Source organism: Streptomyces sp. NPDC026417 (assembly GCF_055567695.1).
The window spans coordinates 337069-359451 of the sequence record NZ_JBVHPY010000007.1 but is presented as its reverse complement, the minus strand read 5'-3'; the positions used below and the strand labels follow the sequence as shown (position 1 = coordinate 359451).

At 73.4% G+C, this 22383-nt stretch carries 23 protein-coding genes; 13 read left to right on the top strand and 10 right to left on the bottom strand.

Annotation, left to right across the window (positions count from 1 at the left end):
• From galE to ACZ4NT_RS14635, 3 genes are read right to left on the bottom strand one after another with little or no spacing between them, the layout of a single operon-like run.
• On the bottom strand, nt 1-1023 hold the full coding sequence (gene galE / locus ACZ4NT_RS14645) for a UDP-glucose 4-epimerase GalE (protein WP_183116963.1): 1023 nt from the start codon (nt 1021-1023) through the stop codon (nt 1-3).
• Nucleotides 1024-1059: 36 nt separating this feature from the next.
• Nucleotides 1060-2922 carry a glycosyltransferase gene (locus ACZ4NT_RS14640; RefSeq protein WP_121405118.1) on the bottom strand — a complete coding sequence of 621 codons (1863 nt, stop codon included), beginning with the start codon at nt 2920-2922 and terminating at the stop codon, nt 1060-1062.
• Nucleotides 2919-3947, bottom strand: a complete 1029-nt coding sequence (locus tag ACZ4NT_RS14635) for a UDP-glucuronic acid decarboxylase family protein (protein ID WP_121405117.1) — start codon at nt 3945-3947, stop codon at nt 2919-2921. The genes ACZ4NT_RS14640 and ACZ4NT_RS14635 overlap by 4 nt, the downstream gene beginning before the upstream one ends.
• A gap of 473 nt (nt 3948-4420) precedes the next feature.
• Here ACZ4NT_RS14635 and ACZ4NT_RS14630 point away from each other — a divergent pair, with 473 nt between their 5' ends.
• Nucleotides 4421-5191: a polysaccharide deacetylase family protein gene (locus ACZ4NT_RS14630; protein ID WP_121405116.1), complete on the top strand. Its 771-nt coding sequence runs from the start codon at nt 4421-4423 to the stop codon at nt 5189-5191.
• A gap of 45 nt (nt 5192-5236) precedes the next feature.
• Here the strand turns inward: ACZ4NT_RS14630 and ACZ4NT_RS14625 are convergent, their stop codons facing one another.
• Both ACZ4NT_RS14625 and ACZ4NT_RS14620 read right to left on the bottom strand, forming a co-directional pair.
• A complete protein-coding gene (locus ACZ4NT_RS14625) occupies nt 5237-5422 on the bottom strand; it encodes a hypothetical protein (RefSeq protein ID WP_121405115.1) in 186 nt (61 codons plus the stop codon).
• A 92-nt stretch (nt 5423-5514) separates the two neighbouring features.
• Nucleotides 5515-6588 (bottom strand): glycosyltransferase family 2 protein, encoded by a 1074-nt coding sequence (locus ACZ4NT_RS14620; protein ID WP_467725472.1) that lies wholly within the window; start codon nt 6586-6588, stop codon nt 5515-5517.
• Between the two features lie 548 nt (nt 6589-7136).
• Here ACZ4NT_RS14620 and ACZ4NT_RS14615 point away from each other — a divergent pair.
• The 9 genes from ACZ4NT_RS14615 to ACZ4NT_RS14575 all read left to right on the top strand — a co-directional run bounded on the left by ACZ4NT_RS14615 (nt 7137) and on the right by ACZ4NT_RS14575 (nt 13720).
• On the top strand, nt 7137-7928 hold the full coding sequence (locus ACZ4NT_RS14615; RefSeq protein WP_467725470.1) for a hypothetical protein: 792 nt from the start codon (nt 7137-7139) through the stop codon (nt 7926-7928).
• Between the two features lie 204 nt (nt 7929-8132).
• A complete protein-coding gene (locus tag ACZ4NT_RS14610; RefSeq protein ID WP_121405113.1) occupies nt 8133-8354 on the top strand; it encodes a hypothetical protein in 222 nt (73 codons plus the stop codon).
• Between the two features lie 571 nt (nt 8355-8925).
• Nucleotides 8926-9273 (top strand): hypothetical protein, encoded by a 348-nt coding sequence (locus tag ACZ4NT_RS14605; protein WP_121405112.1) that lies wholly within the window; start codon nt 8926-8928, stop codon nt 9271-9273.
• Between the two features lie 339 nt (nt 9274-9612).
• Nucleotides 9613-9969, top strand: coding sequence for a PRC-barrel domain-containing protein (locus ACZ4NT_RS14600; protein ID WP_121405111.1), 357 nt, complete (start codon nt 9613-9615; stop codon nt 9967-9969).
• A 45-nt stretch (nt 9970-10014) separates the two neighbouring features.
• The gene (locus ACZ4NT_RS14595; RefSeq protein ID WP_183116961.1) at nt 10015-10185 is read left to right on the top strand and encodes a hypothetical protein; all 171 of its coding nucleotides are present in this window, start codon (nt 10015-10017) and stop codon (nt 10183-10185) included.
• Nucleotides 10186-10262: 77 nt separating this feature from the next.
• Nucleotides 10263-10658, top strand: coding sequence for a helix-turn-helix transcriptional regulator (locus ACZ4NT_RS14590; RefSeq protein WP_121406338.1), 396 nt, complete (start codon nt 10263-10265; stop codon nt 10656-10658).
• Between the two features lie 221 nt (nt 10659-10879).
• Nucleotides 10880-11698, top strand: coding sequence for a molybdate ABC transporter substrate-binding protein (modA, locus tag ACZ4NT_RS14585; RefSeq protein WP_467725510.1), 819 nt, complete (start codon nt 10880-10882; stop codon nt 11696-11698).
• Nucleotides 11695-12534, top strand: coding sequence for an ABC transporter permease (locus tag ACZ4NT_RS14580; protein ID WP_467725467.1), 840 nt, complete (start codon nt 11695-11697; stop codon nt 12532-12534). Before modA ends, ACZ4NT_RS14580 begins: the two co-directional genes overlap by 4 nt.
• 37 nt (nt 12535-12571) lie before the next feature.
• Entirely contained in the window at nt 12572-13720 is a 1149-nt protein-coding gene (locus tag ACZ4NT_RS14575; RefSeq protein ID WP_467725465.1) for an ABC transporter ATP-binding protein, read from the top strand.
• Nucleotides 13721-13729: 9 nt separating this feature from the next.
• On the opposite strand, the gene ACZ4NT_RS14570 is transcribed toward ACZ4NT_RS14575, so the two are convergent.
• The 3 genes from ACZ4NT_RS14570 to ACZ4NT_RS14560 form a co-directional block, all read right to left on the bottom strand.
• A complete protein-coding gene (locus ACZ4NT_RS14570; RefSeq protein WP_467725463.1) occupies nt 13730-15208 on the bottom strand; it encodes a hypothetical protein in 1479 nt (492 codons plus the stop codon).
• 280 nt (nt 15209-15488) lie between these two features.
• Nucleotides 15489-15767, bottom strand: a complete 279-nt coding sequence (locus ACZ4NT_RS14565) for an SCO5918 family protein (protein WP_121405107.1) — start codon at nt 15765-15767, stop codon at nt 15489-15491.
• A 204-nt stretch (nt 15768-15971) separates the two neighbouring features.
• Complete coding sequence (locus ACZ4NT_RS14560; RefSeq protein WP_010986199.1) at nt 15972-16175, bottom strand: cold-shock protein; 204 nt, start codon at nt 16173-16175, stop codon at nt 15972-15974.
• Between the two features lie 546 nt (nt 16176-16721).
• Here ACZ4NT_RS14560 and ACZ4NT_RS14555 point away from each other — a divergent pair.
• Nucleotides 16722-17519: a hypothetical protein gene (locus ACZ4NT_RS14555; protein WP_467725461.1), complete on the top strand. Its 798-nt coding sequence runs from the start codon at nt 16722-16724 to the stop codon at nt 17517-17519.
• Between the two features lie 357 nt (nt 17520-17876).
• On the opposite strand, the gene ACZ4NT_RS14550 is transcribed toward ACZ4NT_RS14555, so the two are convergent.
• Entirely contained in the window at nt 17877-18527 is a 651-nt protein-coding gene (locus ACZ4NT_RS14550) for an ANTAR domain-containing protein (protein ID WP_467725459.1), read from the bottom strand.
• An 863-nt stretch (nt 18528-19390) separates the two neighbouring features.
• Nucleotides 19391-20734 carry a helix-turn-helix domain-containing protein gene (locus ACZ4NT_RS14545; protein ID WP_467725458.1) on the bottom strand — a complete coding sequence of 448 codons (1344 nt, stop codon included), beginning with the start codon at nt 20732-20734 and terminating at the stop codon, nt 19391-19393.
• Between the two features lie 149 nt (nt 20735-20883).
• Between ACZ4NT_RS14545 and ACZ4NT_RS14540 the strand changes: the two genes are divergently transcribed.
• Nucleotides 20884-21066: a hypothetical protein gene (locus ACZ4NT_RS14540; RefSeq protein ID WP_467725457.1), complete on the top strand. Its 183-nt coding sequence runs from the start codon at nt 20884-20886 to the stop codon at nt 21064-21066.
• Nucleotides 21067-21070: 4 nt separating this feature from the next.
• Nucleotides 21071-22315: an amidohydrolase gene (locus ACZ4NT_RS14535; protein ID WP_467725456.1), complete on the top strand. Its 1245-nt coding sequence runs from the start codon at nt 21071-21073 to the stop codon at nt 22313-22315.
• Nucleotides 22316-22383: the final 68 nt, after the last annotated feature.

The window sequence follows — 22383 nt, the reverse complement described above, 5'->3', positions numbered from 1 at the left end:
TCAGTCGGCGTAGCCGTTCGGGTTCTGTCTCTGGAAGTGCCAGGCGTCCCGGCACATGGCGGTGAGGTCGCGCGTGGTGGTCCAGCCCCAGGCCGCGGCCACCGCCCCCGCGTCCGCGACGAGTTCGGCGACGTCGCCCGCCCGGCGGTCCGTGACGACGAAGGGCACCGGTCGGCCGCTGACCGCGTGGAAGGTGTCGACCAGCTGCCGTACGGAGGTCCCGGTGCCGGTGCCGAGGTTGAACACCCGCATCCCCGGCGCGTCGTCCAGGTGCTCCACCGCCACGCGGTGCCCCTCCGCGACGTCCATGACGTGGATGTAGTCCCGTACTCCGGTCCCGTCCGGCGTGGGGTAGTCGTCCCCGAAGATGCTCAGCTGCTCCCGGCGGCCGACGGCGACCTGGGCGATGTAGGGCATCACGTTGTCGGGCACGCCCTGCGGGTCCTCGCCGAGCAGCCCACCGGGGTGGGCGCCGACCGGATTGAAGTAGCGCAGGGCCAGGACGTGCAGCTGCGGCAGGTGCGTGCAGACGTCCCGCAGGATCTGTTCGCCCAGCAACTTGGTGCGGGCGTAGGGGTTGGTCGGGGCGACGGGGCTCTGTTCGGTGAGCGGCACCGACGTGGCATCGCCGTACACCGAACAGGAGGAGGAGAACACCAGCCGGTGGACGCCGTGCTCCTGCATGACCGACAGCAGGGCACAGGTGCCGCCGACGTTCGTGTCGTAGTACGCGATGGGCCGCTCGACGGACTCGCCGACCGCCTTGTGGGCCGCGAAGTGGATGACGGCGTCGATCGGGTGCGAGGCGAAGACCCGGGAGAGGGCCTCGCGGTCGCGGACATCGATGTCGTAGGCGGCGGTGAGGGGGCGTCCCGCGACCTTGGCGATGCGGTCCAGGACCCTGGGGGAGCTGTTGACGTGGTTGTCCACGACGACGACGTCGTAGTCGTGGGCGAGCAGCTCGACGCAGGTGTGGCTGCCGATGAAACCCGCGCCGCCGGTCACCAGGATCGTCTCGGGCATGGGATACCTCGCTTCGTCGGGGAGGGTGAGGGTGGTTCAGCCGGCGAGGAAGCCGCGCAGATAGACCGGGAAGATCAGCAGCGCCCAGGCCAGCGGCACGACGGCGACGAGCCCGGCGGTCAGGGGGAGGCCCGCGGTGCGCAGGGCCCGCAGGGCACCGACACCGGCGGACCGCGCGGTCTCCCGGATGTGCAGGACGCCCACGGCAAGCGTCACCGCCGCGTACGACAGGGACCCGAGGAGGCAGAGGAAGACGTAGCCGATGGCGGGTCCGGTCAGCTCGCCCACGAGGGCCGCGCCGGCCAGGACGGCGGTGATCAGGAGGTAGGGGAGCATGAGGCGCAGCGGCAGGGGCTCCATGCCGCCGCGGGTCTTGGGCGTGACCTTGAAGACGACCTTCTTCGGACGCAGCCGCTGCAGGAGGGCCGCGGCGATCCCCCACGCGACGTAGGGCCAGCGGGTCAGCCCGAACAGCCAGCCCTCCCAGCTGAGCAGCGGGGCGTCGACGGGCCGGAGCAGCCCCCGGCGCTTGAGGAGCGCGGTGATCATGATGAGGAAGAACGACATGGCCCAGAAGTGGCCCAGGAACGCCGCGTAGTTGACGTTGATCCACGGGCTGCCGGTGACGGCGGCGATCGGGGGCATGACCAGCCCGCAGGTGGTGGTCAGCGCCAGCAGCGGATAGTAGGACAGCGCGAAGGCGAACCGCAGCCGGAGCCTGACGGGCATGCGCCGCAGGTGCCTCGGCAGCATGCCGAGCATCATCGTCATCAGGCTGCGGGACCACTGGAACTCCTGGGTCACCATCGCGGCGAAGGTGAGGGGGCCGTCGCCGTGCGCCTCGGCCTCGATGGCGAAGGCTCCCGACCAGCCGGCCGAGTTCAGCAGGAAGGTGGTGGAGAAGTCCTCGGCGAGTTCCGGGCCCACGCCGCCGATGCTGCGCAGGGCCCGGGTGCGCACCGCGTAGTGGGAGCCGATGCACAGCGGTGCCAGGCCGTCGGAGTGGCCGAGCTGCATGGGTCCGTGGAAGGTGGCTTCGCGGTGCAGGCGCCCCCGAGCCGACCACGAGGCGTCGGCGTTGGCGTCGCAGACGCTGGGGGCGGCCACGTAGCCGATGGCCGGATCGGCGAACGGGCGGACCATCTCCCCGAGGTAGCCGAAGTGGGGCACGTGGTCGACGTCGAGCTGCGCGACCACGTCGTAGTCGCGGTAGCCCCAATGGTCGTAGAAGTGGGCGAGGTTGCCCTCCTTGCACCGGGTGCGGCGCGGCCAGGTGTCGCGGTGGTAGGCGTCGACGCCGCGGCGGCAGGACACGCGTACGCCGTGGGCCGCGCACCAGTCGAGGATCTCGTGGTCCGGGTCCTCGTCGCACAGCCACACGTCGTAGGGGTGCGGGAAGTCCTGGTCGAGCATCGCGTCCAGGGTGGTGCGGGCGACCGCCCAGGGTTCGGACGGTGCCCGCGTCACCACGAACGCCGTGCGCAGCGGGGGCACCCGGACGGCGGGATCGAGGGTGCGCAGCCGCAGCACCGATACGAGGAAGTACAGGGGCAGCAGGGACAGGTACAGGAGCAGGGCGCTGTTGAGCGCGAATCCCGTCCAGCTGACCCGGTGTTCCGGGTGCGCCCACCACGTCCAGAACCACACCAGCGCGGTCAGCCAGCACACGGAGAGCAGGGTCACCTTGAGCCGGTCGGCCCGGGGCAGCCGGGGAACCCAGCGGTGGGGGGCCGGGCCGAAGAGCCGGCGCGGCTGGCCGAACACGGGGCCGTCGGCGGAGGCGTCGACGACGTTGCCGCCCGAGAGGACGGCCAGTTGGCTGCTCAGCCGGAGCCCACCGGTGTCGGGCCCCTGGTCCAGCGCGCTGTCCGCGCCCCCGCGCGGATCCGTCTGCGTCACAGCGCGGCGGGGATCGTGCCCAACGGACCGGGCGGGGCCGCCTTGACCCCGTGGTCCTGACCACCCCGGATGGCCTCGAGAGCGGCCGCCATGTCCGCGGGCCGGCCGGCGAACCACTCCACCGTCCGGCGCAGTCCGTCCTCGACGGCCACTTCGGGGGCCCAGCCCAGGCGTTCCGCGGCCAGGGCGATCGCCGGGCGGCGGCGGGTGGGATCGTCCACGGGCAGCGGGTGGAACTGGAGCTCGGCCCGCGACCCGGTCAAGCCGATGATCATCTCGGCGAGTTCCACCATGGTCAGTTCCACCGGGTTGCCGAGGTTGACGGGGCCGGGCTCGTCGCGGTCGAGCATGGCGAGGATGCCGCGCACCAGGTCGTCGACGTAGCAGAAGCTGCGCGTCTGCTTGCCGTCTCCGTAGACGGTCAGGGGTTCTCCGGCCAGGGCCTGCACCACGAAACTGGACACCACCCGGCCGTCGTGCGGCCGCATGCGCGGACCGTAGGTGTTGAAGATGCGGACGATGCCCGTGTTCGTGCCGCGGTGGGTCCGGTAGGCCTGCGTCAGCGCCTCGGCGAAACGTTTCGCCTCGTCATAGACGCTGCGCGGCCCGACCGGATTCACGTGCCCCCAGTACGACTCCTCCTGGGGGTGCACATCCGGGTCGCCGTACACCTCGCTGGTCGAGGCGAGCACCATCCGGGCCTCGTGGCGGTCGGCGAGCAGCAGGGCGTTCTCCGTGCCCCGGCTGCCCACCGCGAGGGTCTCCAGAGGGCGCCTCAGATAGTCCGGCGGCGAAGCCGGACTCGCCAGATGCGCCACCGCGTCGATTCGCCCCCGGACGTCGATCGCCCGGCTGACGTCACCGCGGACGAGGGTGAATGCGGGGTTCTCGAGGAATTCCGTGATGTTCGCCGGGTCGCCGGTGGAGAAGTCGTCCACACAGACGACTTCATCACCCCGCCGAAGAAGCGCTTCGCACAGATGCGAACCGAGAAAGCCGCCGCCGCCTGTCACGACCACACGCATACATACTCCTGAATCCACTGAGGAGTTCGTTTACTCCGTCCGGCGCGAGAATGTGAAAGCGCCATTTCGCAGGGACAGGAGGCGACATTTCGCAATCGCGTGCACACCCTATGAGTGCGGCTTGCGATTTTCGGACAATCGCCACGCGGCATTGCGCCGATCAGCCGGTATTCCGGCAGGCCGTATTCGCCTCTCGCGCAACGGCTGCGGGCGGTGACGGGCCACGGACACGTCACCTGCGGGTGTGACCCGCCTGCGCGTGTCGGTTGGAGGGGCCGCCCGTGGAGCCCTCGCGGCGACCGTTCGACGGGCTGTGCGCGGCGCGGGGCAGCCGGGCCGGAGTTGTCCGCGAACTCCCCCGGAATTGTCCGCGATCGGTAACGCGCGCATCCCGGGGCCGCCGTTCCTCGTCCTGCCAGGTGGTTGCAAGGCGACCGGGTGGCGACGGGGACTGTGCGAAGGCGGGGGCGGACATGGCACGGCACAACGGGACGCGGGGCTGGTACGGCAAGGTGGTCGGGGCGGCGCTCGGGGTGACGCTGCTCGCCGTCGGCGCCTCGGTGTGGACCGCGCAGGCCGATGCCGTGGGCGGCCCGTCGAGGGCGAGTGCTCCGGCCGGGCCGGACGGGAAGACCGAGGCGGTCGCGATGACCATCGCGCACGCCTCGGACAAGGGGGCGCGCGGCGTCAACATCACCATCGACGACGGGCCCGACCCCGAGTGGACCCCCCAAGTCCTCGACGTGCTGCGGGAGTACGGGGTGAAGGCCACGTTCTGCATGGTGGGGACGCAGGCGCAGGCCCACCCCGACCTGGTGAAGCGGGTCGTCGCGGCCGGGCACCGGCTGTGCGACCACTCGGTGTCGCACGACACCGCCATGGACAAGAAGTCCCCGGCCTACCGGTCGCGGGAGATACTCGACGCCGAACGCATGATCACCAAGGCGTCCGGGGGCGTACGGCCGATGTACTACCGCGCCCCCGGCGGCGCCTTCACCCCCGACAGCCGCAAACTGGCCGCGTCCCGGGGCATGCGCCCGCTGGGCTGGAACGTGGACACCAAGGACTTCGAGCAGCCGGGCGCGGACGCCATCGTCGCCACCGTGGAGCGGGAGCTCCCCAACGGGCCGACGCTCCTGTTCCACGACGCGGGGGGCGACCGCTCGCAGACCGTCGAGGCCCTGCGCCGCGTCCTGCCCCGGCTGGAGGAGCAGGGTTACTCCTTCGGCTTTCCGGTGCGCTGAGCCACCGGCGCGGGCCGGGGCCCACCTCCGCGGCACCCGGCACCGTCAGCTCCCCGCCGCGCCGGCGTCGCGGCGTCGGCGGCGGGCGCCCGCGGCGTAGGTGGCCAGTCCGCCCAGCACCAGGGCCAGGCTGGCCGCGATGATCAGGTGCGTGGTGGAGGAGGTGCCGGTGGCGGCGAGGGAGGCTCCCCCGGTCACCAGTCCGATGCCGGTACCGCTGAGGTAGTTCACGGTCGATCGTCCTCTCGGCGGCCTGTCGGCCGCGTCGGTTCGGGTGGGTCGGATGAAAGCGTGTGCGGTGGAGGTACGGCGCGACGAGCGCGTCACTTCCACGCGGTGACCCGCGTGGCGTACGACTTCACGACCGAGGTCACGAACCAGTAGGCGCGCACGGACGAGAAGACCAGCCCGGGCAGCATCAGGACGTCCACGAGGACGCCCTTCCAGCCGAGGTGCCGGGTGCGGAAGGCGGCGTACATGGCCCAGAAGCCGACCAGGCACAGCCAGACCGGGTCCAGGACGAAGCCCTTGTCGGCGATGACGCCGGTCCAGACGGCCAGCCACCCGAGCGTGTAGAGGAAGCCGACGAAGCCGAGCACCATGCTGGTGATGGAGAACCAGGTGTGCCGGGTCCAGCCGCGCCGCCGCAGGGTGTCGACCGTTCCGCGGCCCCAGCGCTCCCGCTGGCCGATGAGCCCGCGCAGGGTGGGCATGAGGTCGGTGTAGGCGATGCAGTGCTGGTTGGCCGTCACCTTCCAGCCCACTTCCTTCAGTGCGAGCGTCGTCTCGTAGTCCTCCACCAGGTTGGCGTGGTTCTCCCAGAACACCTCGCCGCGCCAGCGCAGCATGCTCAGCAGCGCCTCGGTGCGGTAGAAGGAACCGGCGCCGGACATGCTGTGGATGCCGAAGCGGTAGCGGCCGCGGGCGTAGCGCCCGTACTCCATGATCTGCATCCCCAGCAGGTAGCGCTGCCAGAGGTTCTTCCACAGGCCGGTGCGGCCCAGGCACGTGGCGCTGAGTCCGCCGAGGCGGCGGTCGGAGGCCATGACGTTGCGCGCCCGTTCCAGGAACTTCGGATGCAGGCTGGTGTCGGCGTCCATGACCAGCAGGTACTTCGCGGCGACCGCGAGCCCGCCGGATCCGCTGTGCAGCCAGTGGATGCCGTGGTTGAGGGCGCCGGCCTTCTTGTGCGGGTTGTCCGGAAGGTTGAACACGACCGTCCGCGGGACCCCGGCCCGTCCGGCGAACCGAAGGGCGAACTCCTCGGTCCGGTCGGAGGAGTTGTTGACCACGACGACGATCAGGTCGGGTGGCATGCTCTGCGCCGCGAGTGACTCCAGCGCCAGGAGAATGCCCTCCTCCTCGTTACGGGCGGGCAGGATCACGACGGTCTCCATGCGCGCGGCCGCACCCTGGGTGACCAGGCGCCGCCGGTGGGCGCCATGCGCGCGCCGGCCCCTGCCGTGGACGGGGCCGCCGCCGTGCCGGCCGCCCTCGGCGCTTGCCGGGGCCCTCCCTGCCGCCGCGCGTCCGGCTGCCGTTGTCATGTTTTCGGACATGGCTCTGTCGCCCCCCGGCGACAGCGTGACTGCCGCCTCTTTCCCCTCGACGGCCGTCGGACCGCCCTGTTGCCTGGTGGCCGCCCGGCGCCGATTCCCCCCCGGACCCGTGGCGGACGTGGCCGTCACTGTGACGAGCGGCGGCACGAGCGGCCATTGTGGTGGCGCCGGTCACGGCCCCGGAAGGGTGACGGAGGGGCGCGCGGAAGCCCGGCACGGGTGACGGAGCGACGGGAGGGAGCGGGCGTGCGTCCCGGGGAGCGAAATCCCGTCATGCGCCCCGCAGTTCGCATGGCCCGGTCCGGCATGATCGGGACCGACGTACCCGCCGCCCGCACAGCGCGCTCCCGACCAGCCCCGGAACGCGCCCCCGAGAAGGATCCCCCATGCGCCGCTCCGCCCGACTCCCCCTTCTGCTGCTCCTGTTGCTGACGGCAGCGTGCTCGGGCGCCGCGGACGACGGCAGGAAGCCGGAGGGGTCGCGTACGGCCCCGTCCGCTTCCGGCGGCAGCCCGGACGCGGCGTCGCGTGCGGCTTCCCGGCGGGCGGCGCTCGACGTGCCGCCCGGTGCCACGCTCCTGGTGCCGGTGACGACGGGCACCGGTGACGCCGCACTGCCCGTCTTCCGGCCGGAGAGCGACGTCTACTCCTTCCACGCCATGTGCTCCGGCAAGGGATCGATGACGATCGCCCACCGAGCCGATCCGCACCCGGACCCCGTCACGATCCGCTGCACCGGCCGTGTCACCACCGGACTCGTCCACACCGACGTCGCCCCGCAGAAGCTCTCCGTCCGGACCCGCGGCGGCACGGTGCGGTGGACGCTGGCCGTTTCGTCGGACGGCACCGGCGGCGGCCGGACGGACTCCGTCGACGTGGCGCCCCGGCCGGTCGAGGGGAAGGCCCTGGTCCAGGCGGCGGGCCGGCACGGCAACGCCTCCTTCACAGCCCGGAGTCCACGCCCGCAGGACCCGCTCGGCATCTCGGTGGACTGCCGGGGGAAGGGAACCCTGACCGTCTCGCTGGCACCGACGGGTGTCCGGTTCGCTCTGCCGTGCGTCGACGGCAGGGTCACGAACACGTACAACCAGGTCGCGCTGGAGCGGGACGGGAAGTCCGTCGCCGTCACCGTGACGGCGCCCTCCGCGGTCCGCTGGGCGATCACGGTGGAGCAGTAGCAGCGCACGGGGGCCCGCGCACGGCGCTCCCGCACCGGCTTCACGGCGCCCCCGTCCCGGCCGCAGGCGCCCCCGTCGCGGCCGCGATCCGGCCCCGCCCGGCCCGGTTCGATCGTGTGGATCGGGGCTCCTGGGCGGGGTTGTGACGGGTATCGGGCGGCAAGACCGCAGCAGCCGGATTCGGGCAGGCGCATACTGGGGGCAATGACTAAGCCAGCCGCACCCAAGCGCTATCTGCCTACCAGCCCCTTCAAGGTGCCGGTCACTCCACCTCCCAGCGAGTTCGCCGTGGGGGACCGGGTCACGCACGACATGTACGGCCTCGGCCAGGTGATCGGCATCGAGGAGGGAATCGCGGCGCTCGTCGACTTCGGTTCCGTCCAGAAGCGGATCATGAGCCCGTACTCCAAGATGAGCAAGCTGTAGGACCGCCGTCCCCGCCCGCGGCACGTCGCGTGCCGCCATGCCCGTACGAATGGGAGACCCCCCGTCGAACCGACCTCGCTGTTCTCCGCTCCGCAAGGAGCGCCCCGCCGTGCCGACACGGCATCACCGCCTCCGGCGACGAATCCCTTCCAGGCCCCGGACTTCGGGGAGGACGAGACCCTCTTCGCCGAGGACGCGTACGCATCCGTCCCGGGCATGAGCGCCGCCCATGGACGCTGACCACCCACCCTGCGACCGGGGCCGTCCACCGGCCCGGTGCCGGAGACACTCCCAGGTCACGGACCTGGGAGTGTCGTGTGCTGCCCGGAGCGAGGGCGGCCCGCGGGTGTCCCGCCCGCCCGTCGGTGCGTAGTCGCTCCGCAACTCTCCGTCCCCGCCGGTTCGTTGACAGGGGGCGCCGCCGGGCGTTGACTGGCGGCACGGTGTGGACCGGCCAGGCGGGCCATCAGTGCCGGGGCTTTCGTACGGATCGGGCGCCGCGAGCCCCGCATGATCCCGACGCGTGCCCGGGCGGCACGTGGCCGGCGCGACGTTCAGGGAAGTGGCACAGATGATGTACGACCAGGCACGCGCCCAGCAGCCCCCGGACAAGAACTCCGGAGCGGCCGCACGCCGGGTCGCGGGACCGGAGCCACTGCTCCCCGCCGACGAGCGGGAGCGCGTCTCCCAGCGCCTGCGGCAGGCCCTCCTGGACTTCGCGGAGACCCCGCGCGAGGCCCTGGAAGCGGCCGAGAGCGCCTTCGACGAGGTCACCGCGGACCTCGCGAGCGCCCTCGCGGAACGGCGGGCCGCCCTCCGTGCGGGCTGGCAGGACCAGGACACCCGGACGCAGGCGGAGGAGTTCCGGCACGCGCTGCGGCAGTACCGGGAGATCACGGAGCGACTGCTGCGCCTGTGACCGGGCGGACCTGAGCGGACGGCCCTCGGGAGCCGGGGCGGTCCCCGGCCGCGACCGCAGGCCGGCACCGCGGCCGCAGCCGCCGTACGTCGGAGACAGCCGCAGACCGGCCGCGGGGGCAGGTAGCCCGTGCCCGATGAGGCGGCTCCGCGCCCGGGCCGGGCGGCGTCCGTCGCAGTACGATGAGAGCGGGTCGGCGCACGCTCACGTGCGACGTCCCGGAAGGGCGACTCCGGCGTGTTGCGCCGGAGTCGTTGTCTCCGCCGTCGGCGCGACAGCTCAGGTGACCCCGCACTCGCTCGCGGTCCGGGCCGGTGCCCCGCTCAGGGAGGAGAGGGCATGATCCAGGCAGCCGACATCCGCGAATGGCGCGATCAGGACGTCGTGGACCCGAAGGGCCACAAGATCGGCGTGCTGGAGGCGGTCTACGTGGACACCTCCACCGACGAGCCGGCCGTGGCCACCGTCCGGGCCGGACTGCCCACCCGCCAGCGGCTGGTCTTCGTCCCCCTCGACGAGACGGTCCTCGGACCCGGCTACCTCAAGGTCGCCTACGCCAAGAGCCAGGTGAAGAAGGCTCCGTCGATCGGCACGGACGACATCCTGCCGGCGGAGCAGGAGAAGGAGATCTTCCAGTACTACGGCATGCCCTACCGGCCGGGTCTCAACGGCGAACGGCAGCTCGCGCGCCGCTGAGCCACGGGGCCCGTCGTCCGGTCGGTCCTAGGGAGGTGTTCGGCGATGGTGGTCTTCCTGCTCCTCGTCCTTGCCGCGGTCGTGCTCGGCATCATCGGGGTGGCGGCCGCGGATCTCGGCTATCTGCTCTTCGTCGGCATCGCCGTCTTCGTGATCGCCCTCCTGGTCGCGGCCGCCCGGCTGTCCGCGCGCTCGGGACGGCGCCGACTGCGCTGACACCGCGGCACGCCGCACGCACCGACGCCCGCCCGGACGTTTGCAGATGCCAGGTTTTCGCACCTATGTTGGCGCGCATGCAGTCCTACACCATCGGGCAGGCGGCCCGTCTGCTGGGCGTGAGCCCGGACACCGCGCGGCGATGGGCGGATGCCGGCCGCATGGCGACCCACCGGGACGAGGGCGGCCGACGGCTCATCGACGGCCGCGACCTGGCGGCCTTCTCGGTCGAACTCGCCCGGACCGGCGACGGCGAGGCGGACGTCTCCCGCACCTCCGTGCGCAACGCCTTCCCGGGCATCGTCACCGCCGTCAAGCTCGGGGACGTCGCCGCCCAGGTGGAGATCCAGGCCGGACCGCACCGCCTGGTCTCCCTGCTCACCCGCGAGGCCGTGGAGGAGCTGGGCCTGGAGGTCGGCGTGGAGGCCACCGCCCGCGTGAAGTCCACCAGCGTCCACATCGACCGCACGTAGCGGCCTTGCCGCGCCGCGCCCCGGCGGGCACCAGCGGACGGTGTCCGCCGGGGTCGGGGCCGTGCCGCGATGGCGCCCGGGCGCTTCGCCGTAGAAACGCACATGCGTACACCCGGCCCGCTTTCACCGGCTCATGCGATGCGACAGGAGACTTACGGCTTGCATCTGCGGAAGTATGATCGGCGTATGCCCGTCTGACCTTCCAGGGGAGTGCACCCGTGATCACCCGTACCGCGCGCCGGACGCGCCGCATCCGCCGGACCCTGCAGGCGGCCGGTGCGGGCGCCGCCGTGCTGCTGGCCGTGAGCGCCTGCTCCTCCTCCGACACGGATGCGGACGGCGCGGCCCCGGCCTCCGGGAAGCGCTCCGAGACGGTGACTGTGTTCGCCGCGGCCTCGCTCAAGGAGAGCTTCACGACCCTGGGGAAGCAGTTCGAGAAGGCCCACCCCGGGACGAAGGTGACCTTCAACTTCGGGGGCAGCGACACGCTGGCCGCCGGTATCAACGGCGGCGCCCCGGCCGACGTGTTCGCCGCCGCGAGTCCCACGACGATGGCGCTGGTCACGGACCAGAAGGCCACGGCCGGCACACCGGCGACCTTCGTCCGCAACCAGTTGGAGATCGCCACCCTGCCGGGCAACCCGGACAGGATCGGCTCCCTGAAGGACCTCACCAAGTCCGGGCTCAAGGTCGTGCTCTGCGACAGGACGGTGCCGTGCGGCGCCGCCGCGCAGAAGGCGCTCGACGCCGGGGGTCTGAAGCTGACCCCGGTCTCGTACGAGCAGGACGTCAAGAGCGCCCTGACCAAGGTCGAGCTGAAGGAGGCCGACGCGGCGGTCGTCTACAGGACCGATGTGAAGGCGGCGGGTGACAAGGTGGAGGGCGTGGAGTTCCCCGAGTCGGCCGAGGCCGTCAACGACTATCCGATCGCCCTGCTCAAGGACGCGCACGACGCCGCCGCGGCGAAGGCCTTCATCGAGCTGGTGCGGTCCGCCGACGGTCTGAAGGTGCTGACCTCGGCCGGGTTCCTCGCGCCGTGACCGGGGCACGGCGGGAACGGGCCGGGACCGGGGTGCGGCGCGAGCGGGCCGGGGTGCGGGGCCGGGTCCCGCTTCCGCTGCTGCTGCCCGCACTCGTCGGCCTGGCGTTCCTGCTCCTGCCGCTGCTCGCCCTGCTGGCCCGCGCCCCGTGGCGCAGTCTGCCGGACCAGCTGACCAGCCCGGAGGTCTGGCAGGCCCTCCGGCTGTCCCTGGTCTCCGCCACCGCGGCCACCGCGGTGAGCCTCGTGCTCGGCGTACCGCTCGCCTGGCTGCTTGCCCGCACCGACTTCCCCGGACGCGGGTTCGTGCGGGCGCTGGTGACGCTGCCCCTCGTACTGCCGCCGGTGGTGGGCGGTGTCGCACTGCTGCTGGCGCTCGGCCGCAACGGCGTCGTCGGGCAGTGGCTGGACTCGGCGTTCGGGATCACGCTGCCGTTCACCACGGCGGGGGTGGTCGTCGCGGAGACGTTCGTGGCGATGCCGTTCCTCGTGATCAGCGTGGAGGGCACCCTGCGGGCGGCGGACCCGCGGTACGAGGAGGCGGCGGCCACGCTCGGGGCGTCCCGCTTCACCGCGTTCCGCCGGGTCACCCTGCCGTTGATCGCGCCCGGTGTCGCGGCGGGCGCCGTGCTGGCGTGGGCCCGCGCGCTCGGCGAGTTCGGCGCGACGATCACGTTCGCCGGCAACTTTCCCGGCCGTACGCAGACCATGCCGCTGGCGGTCTATCTGGCCCTGCAGAGCGACCCGGCCGCGGCGATCGCGCTGAGCCTGGTCCTGCTGGCGGTGTCGATCGCGGTCCTGGCCGGACTGCGGGACCGCTGGATGACGGCCGCATGAGCGACCACCGACCGCGCCTCCACCGGACGGGTGCCGCATGACCGACGCCGAACCCACCAAGTCCCCCGGCCACCCGCAGGACTCGGCCCCCACCGCCGCCAACGGCTCCGCCACGAGCCGGAGTTCGGGTCCCGCACCTCTCGGGGAGGGCCTCGACGCACGGCTGCTCGTCGAGCGCGGGGACTTCCGCCTCGACGTGGCACTGCGGGCCGCACCCGGCGACGTCGTCGCCCTGCTCGGGCCCAACGGGGCCGGCAAGACCACCGCGCTGCGGGCGCTGGCCGGGCTGACCCCGCTCTCCCCGGGCGGCCGGCTGCGCCTGGACGGCGTCTCCCTGGACCGGACACCGCCCGAGTCGCGCCCGGTCGGCGTCGTCTTCCAGGACTATCTGCTCTTCCCCCACCTGTCCGCCCTGGACAACGTCGCGTTCGGGCCCCGCTGCCAGGGCGTACCGAAGACGACCGCACGGGCGCGGGCCACCGCCTGGCTGGAGCGGATGGGACTCGCCGAGCACGCCGCGGCCAGACCGCGCCGGCTCTCGGGCGGGCAGGCCCAGCGCGTCGCCCTCGCCCGCGCGCTGGCGACCGGCCCCCGGCTGCTGCTCCTGGACGAGCCGCTCGCCGCGCTGGACGCCCGCACCCGTCTCGACGTACGGGCCCAACTGCGCCGTCACCTGGCCGACTTCGAGGCCGTCGCGGTCCTGGTCACCCACGACCCGCTGGACGCGATGGTGCTGGCGGACCGGCTGGTCGTCGTCGAGCACGGCCGGGTGGTGCAGGAGGGCACGCCGTCGGACATCGCGCGTCATCCGCGGACCGACTACATCGCCCAGCTGGTCGGCCTCAACCTCTACCGGGGCCGGGCCGAGGGCCACACCGTACGGCTCGACACGGGGCCGGCGATCACCACGACCGAGGACCTGTCGGGTCCCGTCTTCGTGGCCTTCCCGCCCGGCGCGGTGACGCTCCACCGCGACCGGCCCACCGGTCCCAGCGCCCGCAACCTGTGGCAGTGCCGGGTCACCGGGCTGGAGACCCACGGCGACCAGATCCGGGTGGATCTCACCGGCGAACTCCCCCTGGCCGCCGACCTGACCGCCGTCGCCGCCGCCGAACTCGGCCTCCACCCCGGTGCCCCGGTCTGGGCGACGGTGAAGGCCACGCAGACGCACGCGTATCCGGCCTGACCGCCGGGCTCAGGGCGCGACGAAGGCGTACGTCCCGGCGACGCGCCGCGGGCGCCAGGTGCGGGCGTAGGGCGGCGGCGCCTCCTCGGGTGGGGCCAGTGCCGCGACCGGCATCCGGCGTGCGGCCCGCTCGACGCCCTCCCGGGTGATGTTGGCGTTGTGGCCGGTGACGTTGGCGGAGGAGCAGCCCGCGTAGAAGGCGATGGGGATGGCTTCCTCCCCGGTGATCAGACACGGCGGCCGTACGCCGATCCGGTGCAGCCCGGCCGCCGTGCGGGCCCAGTCCCGGTGGGCGGCGGTGGTGCGGTCGACCGCCCGCTCCAGCACCGCGTACTGCACGGCCAGGTGCCCGGCGAGTCCGAGCGCCACCAGGGTCGCGGTCACCGGCCGCCACGGCCGGGCGGGGGCGGTCGACAGGTGGGCCAACGCGTCGGCGGCGGGGAGCGCGAGCAGCGCGTAGACGGGGAGCAGGAAGCGCGGTGCGGCGTACCCGATCATGAGGAGGTAGGGCGCACCGGCGGTCGCGGCGCAGGCGACCGGCAGCAGGGTGGCCGCCGTGCGCCGGGCCCTGACGGCGATCACGACGCCGGCCGCGGCGAGCACCGGCAGGACGAACCACCACACCAGCACCGCGGGGCTCGGCACCGGCCCGTCGCACGGGCGGCACAGGGCCCGTCCGTCCAGGCTGCGCAGCTGGTCCAGGACGGCGATGTTCCAGCTCAGGCCGCCCTGGATGTCGGCGGCCCGGGCGAGCCGCTCACCCAGGCCGCCGAAGCCCGCGTACGCCTCGACGACCCACTCGGCCGCCCCGGCCGCCAGTCCGGCCGCCGGGGCGGCCAGCAGGCCCCACCGGCGGGCGCACAGCGCCACGGCGAGCAGGGGCAGGACCGTCCACACGGCGTCCATGGGCCGCATCCACGCGATCAGCGCGACGCTCGCCCCCACGCCCCACAGCGCCGCCCGGTCGAAGCGGTCCGCCCGGGCCCGCACGAAGAAGCCGACGGCGGCCAGGGCGCCGACCGCCCCCCAGTAGTTGGGCATGGCCTGGGGCCCGTAGAACAGCGTCACCCACAGCGTCGCGAACAGGGCGCCCGCGAGAGCGAGGATCCGCGGCGGGAACAGGCCGCGCCAGGCGCGCAGCGCCAGGAAGAGCCCGAGCCCCGACAGCAGCGCCAGATAGACCCGGAGCAGCGCGGTGGACGACGACCAGGAGGCGACCGGCGCGACCAGCAGCGAGACCCCCCGGGCGCGCGGCGCGCTGAAGAAGGCCGCCGGGCTGTGGGCGGTGACCTGGCTGACGTAGACGACCTCGTCCCAGCCGAGACCCATGACGGGCGGTACGAGGAGGAGCTGGGCCAGGGTGAAGGCGCCTGCGGTGAGGGCGGGCCAGGTGCGGCCGGTCCTCGACCGCGGGCCGCGGGGTTCCGGTGCCGGTGGCCGCCTTCCGGCGCCGGCGGTCCGGACGCCCAGGGTTCTGGCCTCGTCCACGCTTCACCACCCCTGTGAGCCGGAGGTCTCCCCCTCCGTACGGGCGCTGCGCGACGGAGAACGGCAACCTGAAATCACATGAAGAGCACGAAGCTCGTAATGTACGCGCATCACATGGAACACGGACAAAATGCCACGCCCGGGGAGAGCAAAGCAGTCTGCGGGAGAGCCGCCGGACGTCCGGCCGGGCGCCGCGGGGGAGGGAAAGCCGACGACGCGCCGGGCCGCGGTGAGGCGGGCGACGCGTCGGGTACGGCGGGGTGGGGCGGGCGCTGCCGGGTTACGCCGTCTCGGTCCAGCCGGGCGCCGCGGGGGCGGCCGGAGCGGCGGCGGAACGGCAGGTGAACCCCAGCCGGGTGAGGGCGCGGGCGACCTCGGACTCGGTGAAGTCGCGGCGGTCCTGCCTGGTGATCACTTCGCCGACCTGCTTGATGGGGTACGTGTGCGGGCCGACGACCACGGACGCGCTCGTGACCGGTTCCGGGCGGACTCCCGCCATCGAGTGCTCCACCTCGCTCTTGATGAGATCGAAGGGGAAACGAGCGATCACACAACGCATGGTGCCTCCGCGGCGAGAAATTCGGTACCGGTCCGGACGCGGGAACAGGGCCTGGCGTGGTGCAGAAAACGCCGGAAAGCCGTACTCGAAAATCGGCCCGGAAAACAAAAAGCGGGTGGCCGGGACCCGCACCCCAAGGTGCGGGTCCCGGCCACCCGTAACGCTTCAGCCGACCCGAGGGTCAGGCGTCAACCGTGTCCCAGGTCAGGCGGGGACGATGTTCTCGGCCTGCGGGCCCTTCTGGCCCTGCGTGACGTCGAAGGTCACCTTCTGGCCTTCCTGGAGCTCACGGAAGCCCTGGGTGGCGATGTTCGAGTAGTGGGCGAAGACGTCGGCGCCGCCGCCGTCCTGCTCGATGAAGCCGAAGCCCTTTTCAGCGTTGAACCACTTCACGGTACCAGTAGCCATGTCATATCTCCTTACGGGAGCAGTGCTCGAAGGCCCGCACTGTGCGGACCCGCGGTCGCCGCGATGATTGCCCCGTCCGGAGAAAAACACCGGAAATTCAGAAGCGCCCCGCCGGTACTGACCGGAAGATGCGCTCCAAGACTTTGGGAACCACAACTGCAACTGAAATCGACAGTAGCACGGCAGGAGCCGCGCAGGGCGGGCCACTATGCCACCCCGCCCGGAGGAATAACAAAACCTGTCGGCACATCCCGGCGATTTCTGCTTTCGCCACGACAGATATTCAGAGGGCCGCGCCGGAGGCGTCCGCGGTGCCCCCAGTCCCCCCAACGCCGGGCGGCGCCCGGGCCCCGGCCGGGGCGGGAACGCCGAGGCCGGCCCGGCGTGTCGCCCAAGTCACCCGGACGTCACCCGTACGGTCCGGCGCGGTGGTGGGCGCGTCCGGGGAGTGGTGCCTTGAGGCAGACGGGGACGCACGCTCGCCCGTCGGGCCCGGAGGCCGGACGCCCCGGACGCATCGCCGTGAACCGCGCTGGAGGTACCGCCATGCACCGTCTGCCCCGTGTTCTCGCCACGGCCCTGGCGGCGGGCGCCCTGCTGACGAGCGCGGCCTGCTCGGGCGGCGGCGCCGGCCGGGGCGGCGGTACGTACGCGGGCGCGGCCGACTCCGGGGCCTCCGCGTCGCCCGCGGGGAAGCGGGATCCCGCCGGGGCCGCCACGGGTGCGCTCACCGAGGCGCAGGCCACGAACGCGCGGCTCGCACTCGCCGACCTCGACTCGCGGTGGGCGCCCACGGAGGGCGCCGCCACCTGGCACGACGCCCTGCTGAAGGGCACCGCGCAGACCCCGGACTGCCAGGGGCTCCTCGACGGGCTGTACTCGGACGATCTGCTGGGCGAGCCGGCCGGCGGCCGTGCCGCGATCGGCTTCGACGACACCGGCAACGGGGCCCAACTGCGCCAGGTGGTCGCCGCGTACGACCGGTCCCGGCTGGACGCAACCATGGACTGGCTGCGGCGCCTGCCCGCGCAGTGCCGCGACTTCACCGCCACGGACGGGCAGGGGGCCGGCAGGTCGGTCCAGGTCGTCGACGCGCCCCTCCCGGAGCTGGGCGACGCGCGGCAGGGGCTGCGGGTGACCGTGACCGGGGACGTCGAGCAGATCCCGGCCGCCCTGACCCTGGACATCGTCGCGGTGCGCGTCGGCGACAGCGCGTTCGTGCTCACCGACGGTGGGCTCTACGGCACGGACGACGAGTCCACCCGGCAGGCCGCCGAGCGGGGCACCCAGCGTCTGAAGGACGTGCTGGCCGGCCGGTCGGCCGGAGCGCCGCCGACGCAATGACGCCCGGCGCGGGACCGGTGGCCCTCGCGGTCGGGAGGGACGCCCACCGGGCCCGACCGGCGGCCGGACCCCGGGGGGCCGGAGCGGTGGGCCCACCGGAGGACCGCCGGGGGCAGGAGCGGTGGACCCACCGGAGGACGGGCGGGAAAAGCCGGAGCGGTCGACCACCGGAGGCCGGACCGATCGACCCACCGGAGGACCACCGGAGGCCGGAGCGGTCGACCACCGGAGGACCACCGGTTGGCCGGACCGATCGACCCACCGATGGGCCACCGGCGGCCGGAGCGGTGGGCCACCGGCGGCTCGACCGGTGTGGCCGGCGGCCGGACGGGTGCGACGGGCGGCCGGACCGGTGGGCTACTCGCGGTGGAACCGCTTGCGGTGCGCGAGCACCTCGCGGGCCGCAGCACCCGCCGTCCGGCTGTGGGCGAAGGCGTATCCGCGCAGCCGGGCCAGCGCGTCGTCGGGGCCGATGCCGAGCTGGGCCATGATCATGCCGATGGCCTGGTGGATCTCGTCGTGGTCCGAGGTCAGCCGGGTCAGCCACGAGTCGTCGCGGACCGCCGTCCAGTCAGCGCGGGCCAGCGACATCAGGGCGACGGTCACGACCCCGGCCACGAGGTGCCCGGTACTCAGCTCGCGCCGGCTCGGCTCACCAGGGGACGCGCGGTAGAGGTCCAGCGTGCCGACGCACACCGTCCGGTCGCCCAGCGGCAGCGAGTACATCGCCTGCACGCCCGCCCCTGTGGCCTGCTCGGCGAAGACCGGCCAGCGGCTCACGTCGGCGCCGCCCGTCAGGTCACGGGCGACGACGGCCGTGCCGGCGGTCGCGGCGTCCAGGCAGGGGCCCTCGCCCAGCGTGCCCTGCATGTCGGCGATCCCGGCCGCCGTCTCGTCGCTCGCGCCCAGCCGCACGGGCAGGCCGTCGCTCCGCAAGGACATGCTGGCCCCGCTGACCGGCAGCAGCTCGACCGCCGCGGCGCACAACCGGGCCGGGAGTTCCTCCATCGGCACGTCCCGGACGGCGTCGGCGATCGCCAGGGCGACCTCGACGTCGGCGTCGACCGACTCGGCGGCCCCGAGGTCCGGCAGGGCCCCAATCCGCTCGGCCGAGCCGGGGTCCGTACGGGGCCGGGGGTGGGGGTCGAGTTCGGGACGGGGGCGGAGGTCGGGCTCGGGCTGGGGACGGGGGCGGGGGTTGGGCTCCGGTTGGGAAAGGGGGCTGGGAGCGGGGCCGGGTTCGGAACGGGGCCGGGGGTCAGGCTCCGGTTCGGAATGGGGGCGGGGGTTGGGGCCGGGTTCGGAACGGGGCCGGGGGTCAGGCTCCGGTTCGGAATGGGGGTGGGGGTCGGGTTCGGAACGGGGCCGGGGGTCGGGCTTGGGTTCGGAATGGGGGCGGGGGTCGGGGCCGGGGTCGCAATGAGGGAGGGGGTCGGGGTCGGGATGGGGACGGACGTAGGGGTCCGGCCCCGGCCGGGTCTCCGGGCGCGACCCCGGCGACTCCCCCTCGGGCTCCGGCGCCCCGGCACCGGGGTTCGTTCGCGTCGCCCGCTCCGCGCCGGATCCCTGGGCCGACCCGGCGTCGCGGGCGTCGTCGTCGCGACGAGGGCCACGGGCGTCAGGGGAGTCGTCACCGGGGTCCGAAGCGTCGCAGCCACCGTTGCTCGACCGCACGACCACCGCCTCCTTCCACGCCCGTGCATCGACCAGCCATGTCTGGTGGAGTGCGCGTCCGCGACCGGGTACCCACCGATGCGGATCCAAGCCGGACGGAAGCCGGAGGTTCGCCACCGAAGCCCCCGGGGGGCCGGCGGGAGCCTCCGACGGTGGGCATGCGCGGCGGTGCGGGACGTCAGCCGACGGCGGCGGCCTCAGACAGGCGGCTGGGCCGGGGCGGGGCCCAAGGTGGTGGTGCCGGGGGCCGTTCGGTGGCCGAGGCCTGTGCGGTAGGCGTCGAGCGCGGCCTCGACCCGGCCGGTACGGCGCAGCAGGTCGCCCAGGAGGCGGCACAGGTCGGCGAGGTCGCCCGCGGCACCGGCCCGCTCCAGCAGGCTCATGGCGCGGACGTAGTGCTCCTCGGCCGCGTCGGTTTCACGGGCGTCCTCGGCGATGATCCCGAGGAGGCGGTGGGCCCCGGCCGAGTGCACGGCCCCGCGCTCGGAGCTGAGGTCGCCCAGCACCTCGCGCAGCAGCGCGGCGGCCTCCTGGGACTTGCCGCGCCGGTGCAGCACGTCGGCCAGTTCGACGTTGACCTGGCTGGTGTAGAGGGCGGCACGCTTGGCGGACAGCATGCTCTGCGCCTCCCGCAACTCCGTCTCGGCGCGCTCCAGTTCGCCGTTCTGTGCATGGAGGTAGCCGCGCATCCAGTGGCAGTTGGCCAGCTCGGTGCGGATCTGGAGCTGGCGGTAGAGCTCGGCGGCCTTGGCCAGGGACGCGTCGGCCTCGGCGGTGCGGCCCTCGGCGAGCAGCGTGCGGGCGACGGAGCGGTGCATGCGGGCGACCAGTGCGGGGTCGCCGACCTGTGGTGCGAGGGCGAGGGCGAACTCGGCGGCCTGGGCGGCGCGGGCGTGCGCGCCCATGTCCATGTACGGGGCGATGACGCCCGTGTAGAGGAGCAGGAGGGCGTCGGGGTCGTGCAGCCCGGTGCGGTTCAGTTCGTCGAGCGTGGACTCGAACAGGTAGCAGGAATAACGGAGTTCACCTGCCAGGTAGTGGGAGACGGCGCGTCCGCGCAGGGCCGGGACGCGCAGCGGCAGCGGGGCGTCGCCGAGACGCCGCTCCGACTGCTCGAAGCGGGTTCGGGCGGCCTCCAGGTCCCCGGTCTCCAGGGCGCATTCACCGAGGCCCAGCAGCGCGGCGGCCTGCTCGGCGACGAGTCCGTGCGCCTCGGCCTCGGCGAGCAGCGTGCCGTACTGCTCGGCGGCCACCTCGGCCTCCCCGGTCGCCAGGGTCCGCTGCGCGTCGGTCAGCCGCAGCCGCAGGTCGGTGGCGAGGCGGGCGGGGCGGCCGGTCGCCAGCTCGTCGTAGGCCACGCCGAGCCGGTCCGCGATGTGCCGCAGGGCCGGTTCGGAGGCGCGGACCCGGCCGGCCTCCAGGGTGGAGATGTAGGCGGGTGTGTACGCCGGTTCCGCCAACTGCTTCTGGGTGAGGCCGCGTTCCGTCCGCAGCTGCTGCACCCTGCGCCCGATGGTCCCCGGGTCGTCGCGCTCCACCATGAATGAAGCATGCCATTAAGGGGACTTACCCCCGGACGACTTCTGACTTTTGTTTAACTGCCGCTTCCGCTCTTGCCCTTGGCCCTCCGGTGCCTCTACGTTAAGCGGCGCATTAAACGTGCTTAATACGCCGCTGTTGCGAGGTCGCCGTGCTCCGACGCCTTTCCGCCCGCCACCTCCGCGGCCTCACCGCCGCGATGGTCGCCGTGGCCGCGCTGGTCACGGCCGCGAACGCCGGGCCGGCGCGGGCGGACGGGGTCCCGGAGGCGCCCCGCACGGCCCACGCCCCGCACACGCCCGACCCGCACGCGCCCGCCGCGCGCCCGCGCTGACGCCGTGGCCTCCGCCGCACGCACCGCCCTCGACCTCACGGCCGACCTCCCGGTCCCGGCCCTGGAGGACCTCTACCGGGACCTGCACCGCCACCCCGAACTGTCGCTGCGGGAGCACCGCACCGCCGCGACGCTCGCCGGACGGCTGCGCCGGGCCGGGTACGAGACGGTGGAGGGCATCGGCGGCACCGGTGTCGCCGGGCTGCTCCGCAACGGGGACGGGCCGACCGTGCTGCTGCGCGCCGACATGGACGCCCTCCCGGTCACCGAGGAGACCGGCCTGCCGTACGCCTCCGAGCACCACGGCGTCATGCACGCGTGCGGGCACGACCTGCACGTGACCTGGCTGACCGGTGCGGCCGAGGCGCTCGCGGCGGGCCGCGACACCTGGTCCGGGACCCTCCTGGTCGTCGGACAGCCCGCCGAGGAGACCGGCGAGGGCGCGGCGCTGATGGTCCGCGACGGGCTCTACGCACGCCTCCCGAGGCCCGACGTACTGCTCGGCCAGCACGCCGCCCCCGGCCCCGTCGGCCTCTACGCCCACTCACCGGGACTGATCATGTCCGCCTCGACGGACATCGACATCGTCGTCCACGGCCGCGGCGGGCACGGTTCCCGGCCGGAGTCGACCGTGGACCCGGTCGTCACGGCCGCCTACCTGGTGACCCGGCTGCAGACCGTCGTCAGCCGGGAGATCGCCGCCCGCGAGCCCGCGGTCCTCACGGTCGGCCGCATCGAGGCGGGCAGCCGGCACAACATCATCCCGGCCGAGGCCCGGCTGGAACTGAACATCAGGACGCAGTCCGACGAGGTCCGCGACCGGATGATCGCGGCCGTCCGCCGCATCGCCGCCGGCGAGTGCGCGACGGCGGGCTGCCCGCGCGAGCCGGACGTCTCCGTCGGCAACACCTTCCCGGTCACCGTGAACGACCCCGAGACCGACCACCGGGTCGCAGCCGTGCACGGCAGGGTCTTCGGCGCCGGGACGATCCTCGACCCGGGTCCGGCGATGGGCAGCGAGGACTTCGCGCGGCTCGCGGACCACGCGGACGGGCGGATCCCCTTCTCCTACTGGTTCGTGACGAGCACACCCGCCGACGTCTGGAACGCGGCCCCGGGTACGGACCTCATGGAGAAGTTCGCCGCCGTCCCCGGCAACCACAGCCCCCACTTCGCCCCCGACCTCTCGACCCTCGTACCGGGGGTGCGGACGCTGGTGTCGGGAGCGCTGGCGTACCTGGTCCGCTGAGACCGCACCCTCGCACGGCACGGTCTTACGGAGTGATGACGTGCGGCGCGCGGTCCCGGACGCGGCGG

Bases quoted from the DNA above. Each gene is read 5' to 3' on its own strand.
- ACZ4NT_RS14555 (WP_467725461.1), top strand. From the start codon at position 16,722: ATGCACCGTCTGCCCCGTGTTCTCGCCACGGCCCTGGCGGCGGGCGCC.
- ACZ4NT_RS14545 (WP_467725458.1), bottom strand. From the start codon at position 20,734: ATGGTGGAGCGCGACGACCCGGGGACCATCGGGCGCAGGGTGCAGCAG.
- ACZ4NT_RS14560 (WP_010986199.1), bottom strand. From the start codon at position 16,175: ATGGCTACTGGTACCGTGAAGTGGTTCAACGCTGAAAAGGGCTTCGGC.
- galE (WP_183116963.1), bottom strand. From the start codon at position 1,023: ATGCCCGAGACGATCCTGGTGACCGGCGGCGCGGGTTTCATCGGCAGC.
- ACZ4NT_RS14590 (WP_121406338.1), top strand. From the start codon at position 10,263: ATGCAGTCCTACACCATCGGGCAGGCGGCCCGTCTGCTGGGCGTGAGC.
- ACZ4NT_RS14630 (WP_121405116.1), top strand. From the start codon at position 4,421: ATGGCACGGCACAACGGGACGCGGGGCTGGTACGGCAAGGTGGTCGGG.
- ACZ4NT_RS14575 (WP_467725465.1), top strand. From the start codon at position 12,572: ATGACCGACGCCGAACCCACCAAGTCCCCCGGCCACCCGCAGGACTCG.
- ACZ4NT_RS14600 (WP_121405111.1), top strand. From the start codon at position 9,613: ATGATCCAGGCAGCCGACATCCGCGAATGGCGCGATCAGGACGTCGTG.
- ACZ4NT_RS14635 (WP_121405117.1), bottom strand. From the start codon at position 3,947: ATGCGTGTGGTCGTGACAGGCGGCGGCGGCTTTCTCGGTTCGCATCTG.
- ACZ4NT_RS14605 (WP_121405112.1), top strand. From the start codon at position 8,926: ATGATGTACGACCAGGCACGCGCCCAGCAGCCCCCGGACAAGAACTCC.
- ACZ4NT_RS14620 (WP_467725472.1), bottom strand. From the start codon at position 6,588: ATGGAGACCGTCGTGATCCTGCCCGCCCGTAACGAGGAGGAGGGCATT.
- ACZ4NT_RS14565 (WP_121405107.1), bottom strand. From the start codon at position 15,767: ATGCGTTGTGTGATCGCTCGTTTCCCCTTCGATCTCATCAAGAGCGAG.
- ACZ4NT_RS14595 (WP_183116961.1), top strand. From the start codon at position 10,015: ATGGTGGTCTTCCTGCTCCTCGTCCTTGCCGCGGTCGTGCTCGGCATC.
- ACZ4NT_RS14615 (WP_467725470.1), top strand. From the start codon at position 7,137: ATGCGCCGCTCCGCCCGACTCCCCCTTCTGCTGCTCCTGTTGCTGACG.
- ACZ4NT_RS14610 (WP_121405113.1), top strand. From the start codon at position 8,133: ATGACTAAGCCAGCCGCACCCAAGCGCTATCTGCCTACCAGCCCCTTC.
- ACZ4NT_RS14550 (WP_467725459.1), bottom strand. From the start codon at position 18,527: ATGGAGGAACTCCCGGCCCGGTTGTGCGCCGCGGCGGTCGAGCTGCTG.